The 6,805-nt window shown below is 54.2% G+C and carries 4 protein-coding genes and 1 pseudogene; 4 read left to right on the top strand and 1 reads right to left on the bottom strand.

The window, feature by feature from the left end; all coding sequences use genetic code 11:
- Positions 1 to 690 (bottom strand): annotated as a pseudogene (locus BN4575_RS21250) (IS3 family transposase); the annotation flags it as partial.
- A gap of 319 nt (positions 691 to 1,009) precedes the next feature.
- On the opposite strand from BN4575_RS21250, the gene BN4575_RS22620 reads away from it, so the two are divergent.
- The 4 genes from BN4575_RS22620 to htpG all read left to right on the top strand — a co-directional run bounded on the left by BN4575_RS22620 (position 1,010) and on the right by htpG (position 6,727).
- Positions 1,010 to 1,339, top strand: coding sequence for a FaeA/PapI family transcriptional regulator (locus tag BN4575_RS22620; RefSeq protein WP_083221040.1), 330 nt, complete (start codon positions 1,010 to 1,012; stop codon positions 1,337 to 1,339).
- A 283-nt stretch (positions 1,340 to 1,622) separates the two neighbouring features.
- On the top strand, positions 1,623 to 3,197 hold the full coding sequence (locus BN4575_RS13240; protein ID WP_068978500.1) for an EAL domain-containing protein: 1,575 nt from the start codon (positions 1,623 to 1,625) through the stop codon (positions 3,195 to 3,197).
- A gap of 802 nt (positions 3,198 to 3,999) precedes the next feature.
- On the top strand, positions 4,000 to 4,602 hold the full coding sequence (gene recR, locus BN4575_RS13235; protein ID WP_068978499.1) for a recombination mediator RecR: 603 nt from the start codon (positions 4,000 to 4,002) through the stop codon (positions 4,600 to 4,602).
- Between the two features lie 211 nt (positions 4,603 to 4,813).
- Positions 4,814 to 6,727, top strand: coding sequence for a molecular chaperone HtpG (gene htpG / locus BN4575_RS13230; protein ID WP_068978498.1), 1,914 nt, complete (start codon positions 4,814 to 4,816; stop codon positions 6,725 to 6,727).
- Positions 6,728 to 6,805: the final 78 nt, after the last annotated feature.

The raw sequence follows: 6,805 nt of genomic DNA, 5'->3' as shown, positions 1-6,805 counted from the left end.
TGCGGATGTAGGTAATGTCAGTCACCCAGGCGATGTTGGGGGCAGGCACCTTAAACTGACGTGCCAGCGTGTTTGGGGCAGCCTGTGGGCTCTTGCCTCCATAATGCCTCTTACGGCGTTGATAGCCCGTTTGCGAACGCAGCCCCTCCCGCCTCATTAATTTGGCCACACGGTGCTTACCGCAGGCTTCCCCCAAGTCACGAAGATCGCGATGGACCTTGCGATAACCGTAGACAGCACCACTTTCCAGCCAGGATTGCTTGACCAATCCGGTCAGTCGTTCGTCCTCCTGCTGTAGTGGCGATACGGGCTGTTTCAGCCACGCGTAGAAGCCACTTCGGTGAACCCCCAGGGTCTGGCACAGGGTAACGACACTGTACCGGTCGAGTCGGGAGGTTATGAACGCGTACCTTTCCTTGACTCGCTGGCAAAGTACGCGGCGGCCTCCTTTAAAATGTTGCGCTCCTCGGTGACCTGGCGCAGTTCGGCTTTCAGACGGCGGATCTCGGCTTGCAAGGCTGACTCTTCGTGCTGCTGGTCAGCGGGCTTACCGTACTGCTTGAGCCAGGCATACAGACTGTGGCTGGATACCCCAAGGGCTCGTGCAACGTCAGCCACCGGCCGTCCGCGTTCGGTGACTTGTTTAACGGCTTCGATTTTGAATGTTTCTGGATAACGCTGACGGGTCATAACACCTCCAATAGTTGCCTCATTTTAAGGCTGCGAGGTGTCTAGGGAACTGGGGGCGATTCATTCTGAATACAAAGTAATTTTTCAGCGACTTGAAAGTGAAGTCATTCGTACGTTAAGTGTATTGCCATGGAATTCCATGGCAATACTTTAGCCACCATTGACAGATAGTAGAGTGTTATTGGTAATAACGTTGCCTCTGCAATTTTTATTGTGTAGTGCTGGTTAAATGTTTCTTTGATTCGTTTTGAAATGATAGTGGCTATGTGACGATTAATCTACTCGGCAAACGTGTGGTGAGCAATTTGACCTTGGTGTGATGTGTTTGTCGCGAGTGGTCTGTGTTTTATTGATTTTGATTTTATGTACTTATAATCCTTTTCGATTTTTAGGGTGTGAGACCATGACAGTTAAAAATACACGAAGCCAAGATGTCTTGATTTTTTTAGCGGAGAGTGACTCACCTGTGACGACGGCGCAGGTGAGTTTTGCATTAAATATTTCTGTATATCAAGCCATGTACTGCTTACGGCAACTTGCTAGCTATGGTGTGCAGGAAATACATTCCGGAAAGGGGGTGCCATCACGCTGGCAACTCTGTGTACCAGTTACGTTGACGAGTTGTCCCTACCCGAACAGGGGGCTCTAGTTTCAACGGTTCTTATTGCGATATTTTTTAACGCTCTATTTTAATTTATCTCTCTATGGCGAACGGTTTGACGTGCGTTGTAATTTAATCATCCAGTATTCGCCAATCAATCACGCAAGAGTCTGTCAAAGGTACAGGGATGACATTATCGATGGCTGTATTGCTATTCAAGCTGCTGCTGGTAGTTGAATTGGCGACGATGGTTGGCTATGTGATGTGGCATTGATGCCAGAAGCATTATATACGCCGGCGTGACGGTAGTCTGGAAGAGAAGGATTGTCTTATGGTGTTTCCTGTGACCGCGCGATTCTCTTTACGATGGCGTTTTTGTGGGGGATTGCTGGGATTATTGCTGCTGTTTCTGATGGGCAGCACACTGTTGTATCAGGTTTATCTGCGGGGGCTTGAAGCACAAACCACCCGTACGGCGCGGGAGATATTGACGCGGATTGATCGTGTATTGCTGCAAGCGGTGAATACAGCGCATCAGGTGTCGCCATTGGTGGGCCAGCCCTGTAAAGATATCTTGCCCGCATTGAGAAAGGCGGCCGTGTTGGCCCCTTATGTTCGTACCCTCACGTTGGCGCAACAAGATGAAGTGTATTGCTCCTCTGTGGATGGTGAGGGGCGCCTTGCTGAACCGGTGGCAGATTTCTTTGTTGGCCGAATTCGTTTGTTATCCGGCACGCCACTGAGCCCGGATTTACCTGTTCTGTCACTGCGAGCGCCTTTGAAAGAGAGGATGGCGGTTATCGCCACAGTAGACAGCCAATATCTGGTGCTGATGCTATCAACGGGATTGCAAGGAGAGCAGACCTGGTTGCGGGTGGGCGATCGCTGGCTCGATGAGAAGGGGCGATTTTATCCAGCCTTGCCTGTGCTGTCACCACTGGCTATGTCAACGCTGACTTCGAAGCGCTTTCCACTCAGTGTCTATGTCAACTATCCCGCCGAGGTGGGCTCATTGCAGCGTTGGGCCGGGATTGAGTGGTTGCTGCTGTCGTTGGTTGCGGGTAGTGCACTTTGTTGTGCCGTCATGTTGTGGTGTTGGTTGGGCCGCAGCCGCTCAATCGCTTCCGAGCTGAGATTGGGTATAAAGGGCCATGAGTTTGTGCCCTATGTACAGCCCATTGTGGATGCCCAAAGCCGCAAGTTGTGTGGCATTGAAGTCTTGATGCGCTGGCAACATCCCATCGCAGGCATAATTGAACCCGCATTTTTTATCCCTCAGGCAGAGGCATCCGGGTTGATAGTCCCGATGACCCGGCAGGTAATGCGCCAGGTCGCTGCAACGCTGGGCCCCTTGCAAGATCAGCTGCCAGCAAGCTTTCACATCGGGATCAATGTCAGCTCGGCGCACTTTACCTCGCTGACGTTGGTCGATGATTGCCTGGCATTTCTGGCGCAATTCAAGTCAGGTAGCGTGATGTTGACATTGGAGCTGACGGAACGGGAGCTGCTGCTTAATGATGAACAGACCCAATTTTTATTTAATTCCCTCTGTGCTATGGGGGTGCAGTTTGCACTGGACGACTTTGGCACAGGGCATGCGAGCCTCGCGTATCTCAAGCAGTTCCATATTGACTGTATCAAGCTGGATCAGTCTTTTGTGCGGCGGATCGGGCTTGAGAGCTTGTCGCAACACATTGTGGATAACGTGATTGATTTGGGTATGAAGCTGGGATTGGTCGTGGTCGCTGAAGGGGTGGAGACGGCTTACCAGGCTAACTATTTGCGCGACAAGGGGGTGGATTGGCTGCAGGGCTATTTGTTTGCCCGCCCTTATTCTCTCGAGGATTTCGTCGAAGGGTTGCCGGAGCCGGTGGTGCGAGGTGAGTCGGGGGTGAATGGTGAGTGAATGGGGGCAAGGGAAACTGGATGGTCACAGAAGTGAGAAGGTGACCCCCTTTAACAGAGTCAGTTTTGTTATCCACACCACTGCCACATTCATATGCTTCTTGCGGGCAATGGTGGGTGAGATCAATGAATCGCCCATACACACATGTGTGAAAAGGGCTTGATGGTCTCCGTGTTTGAGGGGCTGATGGTGAGAACGGCGACATGTCTCTTTAATTCCATTCTCGATTTATTGGTCTTCCTTGCGGGGGTCGCACTTTGCAGTGCGGGCCCTCTTTTTTTGGCTGCACGATTGCCCCTCTGCTGCCAGAGGCTTGGTTTACATGCCCATTTTTACGTAGGTGGATCAATATATCTCTTATGCGTTGTGCAGATGAAATAAAGTGCATTGAGCTGGTTGATATGGAACGGGGGGCGGGTCGGGTAGACCTCTTCCGTATCAGCACAATGAAGAGATTTAAGAGAGGGGCCAGAAGTGCGGGTTACAGTGGGATATCCCTCTGGTCTGGAAAGATGGGCTCACATCATTCGTATCCGGCTGATGCAGAGGGGACTCAGCGCAACCCGTTGCACAAGGTTGTGAGGAGGTGAGAGACCGACGCGAGTGCCATGTCGAACGGAGCAGTTGCTCGAAAGTGTGTGTTCGGTTGACTCGACAGGTGATTAGTAAAAGAAGGTGTGGGCAAGTCGATGGCGATGGGCGGCCTGCTCGGGTATAGTCCTGCGCCAATAGCGTGATCCAGTTCAGCTGACCTGTCGCGGCCCTGAGGGGGGCGGCAGATCGGCCCGGTGTAAGGAGTGTTATGAAGTTCAGTCCCCTGCTTGATGAGATGATGAAAGCCCTGCAGGTATTGCCTGGGGTGGGGCCCAAGTCTGCCCAACGGATGGCGTTTACCCTGCTGGAGCGCGAGCGCAGTGGTGGCTTGCGGCTGGCTCAGCTGCTTAGCCGGGCGCTGATCGAGATTGGCCACTGCAGCCACTGCCGCACCTTTACCGAGAACGATCTTTGCGAGATCTGCGCCAATCCCAAGCGTGAAGAGAGTGGCCTGCTCTGCGTCGTTGAGAGCCCGGCAGATGTGGCGGCGATCGAGCATACCGGTCAGTTCTCGGGTCGTTATTTTGTGCTGATGGGGCACCTGTCACCCCTTGATGGCATTGGCCCGGAAGAGTTGGGGCTGGAGATCCTGGAGCGACGTTTGCAAACGGAGTCGATTGGTGAGCTGATTTTGGCCACTAACCCCACCATCGAAGGGGATGCAACCGCTTGGTATATCGCCGATATGGCCCGCGCAGCCGGTATCAAGGTCAGCCGCATTGCCCATGGTGTACCGGTGGGCGGCGAATTGGAGCTGGTGGATGGTACTACGCTTTCTCATTCGCTGATGGGGCGTCAGCCGCTGAATTGAGTCTGCCTCTGCTCCCTCTGAGCGGTACTCCTCATGACAGCTTAACCCGCCAAGGCGGGTTTTTTTTGACTCAATAGGTGGCCTTTGGCGTTTTTTGGCGCAAAAAGCGCCATCTGCACTACCAAGATTTTTTTCCCCCTTGAAATGAGGAGTCACGGCCCCATCTTGTATCAGGAATATGTTCAACCCGAATTGCCTGAGGATAGTGTCGATGACCCAAAGCGTTCATGCCGAAACCCACGGTTTTCAGACTGAAGTCAAACAACTGCTGAGCCTGATGGCCCACAGCCTCTACTCCAACAAAGAAGTGTTCCTGCGCGAGCTGATCTCCAACGCCTCCGATGCGGCGGACAAGCTGCGTTTCAAGGCGCTTTCCGATGCCTCTTTGTTTGAAAACGACGGCCAGTTGCGCGTTCGCCTGGTGGTTGATAAAGAACAACGGACCCTGACCATCTCTGATAACGGCATTGGTATGAGCCGGGATCAGGTGATCGAGCATCTGGGCACCATCGCCAAGTCCGGTACCGCCGACTTTTTCAAAAACCTGTCCGGTGATCAAGGCCGCGACTCCCAGCTGATCGGTCAGTTCGGGGTTGGTTTCTACTCCGCTTTTATCGTTGCTGACAAGGTGACCGTGGTGTCCCGCGCTGCGGGTACCGAACAAGGTCAGGGCGTGCAGTGGGAATCAGAAGGGGAAGGCTCCTTCACCGTGGCTGACGTGACCAAAGCTGGTCGCGGTACCGACGTGATCCTGCACCTGCGTGAAGAAGAGGGCGAGTTCCTCGATGACTGGCGTCTGCGTAGCGTGGTTGCCAAGTATTCCGACCACATCAGTGTGCCGGTCGAGATGTACAAAGAGGGCACCCCGGATCGCGAAGAAGAGGGTGAGACCATAGTCGGTACCCCTGGCGAGTGGGAGCAGGTCAACCGTGCCACCGCACTGTGGACCCGCAGCCCGAAAGAGATCAAGGATGAGGAGTATCAGGAGTTCTACAAGCACGTCGCCCACGATTTTGAAGATCCCATGCTGTGGGGCCACAACCGGGTAGAGGGGGCGCAAGAGTATACCAGCCTGCTCTATATCCCGGCCCGGGCGCCGTTTGATCTCTACAACCGCGAACAGAAGCATGGTCTGAAGCTCTACGTGCAGCGCGTCTTTATCATGGACGACGCCGAGCAGTTTATGCCGACCTACCTGCGCTTCGTTAAAGGGGTGCTGGACTCCAACGATCTGCCGCTCAACGTCAGCCGCGAAATTTTGCAAGACAACAAGGTGACTGTCTCCCTGCGCAAGGCATGCTCCAAGCGGGTGCTGACCATGCTGGCCAAACTGGCCAAGGATGACAGCGAGAAGTACGCGACCTTCTGGAACGAGTTCGGTAACGTGCTCAAAGAGGGGCCGGCGGAAGATCACGCCAACCGTGAAGAGATTGCCAAGCTGCTGCGTTTTGCCAGCACGGCGGGCGAGGGCGAAGCCCAGACTGTCTCCCTCGAGGATTATGTTGGCCGGATGAAGGAAGGCCAGCAGAAGATTTATTTCATCACGGCCGACAGCTTCGCTGCCGCCAAAAACAGCCCGCACCTCGAGATCTTCCGCAAGAAGGGTGTCGAAGTGCTGCTGATGTCCGAGCGGGTCGATGAGTGGCTGATGAGCCACCTGACCGAGTTCGACGGCAAGCAGCTGGTCTCCGTCACCCGTGGCGAACTGGATCTGGGTGATCTGGAAGATGAGGCATCCAAGCAGGCGCAGGAGGAGGCCGAAAAGGCCAATGCCGGTCTGGTGGAGCGTGCCAAGCAGAGTTTGGGCGAAGCGGTAAAAGAGGTGCGTGTGACTCACCGTCTGACCGACTCACCCTCCTGCATCGTCACTGATGCCTATGGCATGAGCACCCAGATGATCAAGCTGATGCGTGCGGCTGGCCAGCCGGTACCGGAGCAGAAGTACATTCTGGAGCTCAACCCCGACCACGCGCTGGTGAAGAAGCTCGACACCATCCAGGATGAGGCGCTGTTTGGCGAGTGGGTCACCCTGCTGCACGAACAGGCTCAACTGGCCGATCAGGGTGGTCTTAATGACCCGGCGAGCTTTGTCTCCCGCATTAACCGGTTGTTGCTGCAAGCCTGATAACCCGTTGTGCTAACAGCAAAAGGCCACTGCATCTGCAGTGGCCTTTTTTGATCTGCGGTTGTCCCTATCTCGCTT

This window comes from Aeromonas sp. EERV15 (genome assembly GCF_900079845.1).
Classification (GTDB): domain Bacteria; phylum Pseudomonadota; class Gammaproteobacteria; order Enterobacterales; family Aeromonadaceae; genus Aeromonas; species Aeromonas sobria.
Note: the sequence above shows the minus strand (reverse complement) of the source record. Positions and strands in the feature narration are given on the sequence as shown.

Coding starts and splice junctions, on each gene's coding strand:
- recR (WP_068978499.1), top strand. CDS start 4,000: ATGAAGTTCAGTCCCCTGCTTGATGAGATGATGAAAGCCCTGCAGGTA.
- BN4575_RS22620 (WP_083221040.1), top strand. CDS start 1,010: ATGTGTTTGTCGCGAGTGGTCTGTGTTTTATTGATTTTGATTTTATGT.
- htpG (WP_068978498.1), top strand. CDS start 4,814: ATGACCCAAAGCGTTCATGCCGAAACCCACGGTTTTCAGACTGAAGTC.
- BN4575_RS13240 (WP_068978500.1), top strand. CDS start 1,623: ATGGTGTTTCCTGTGACCGCGCGATTCTCTTTACGATGGCGTTTTTGT.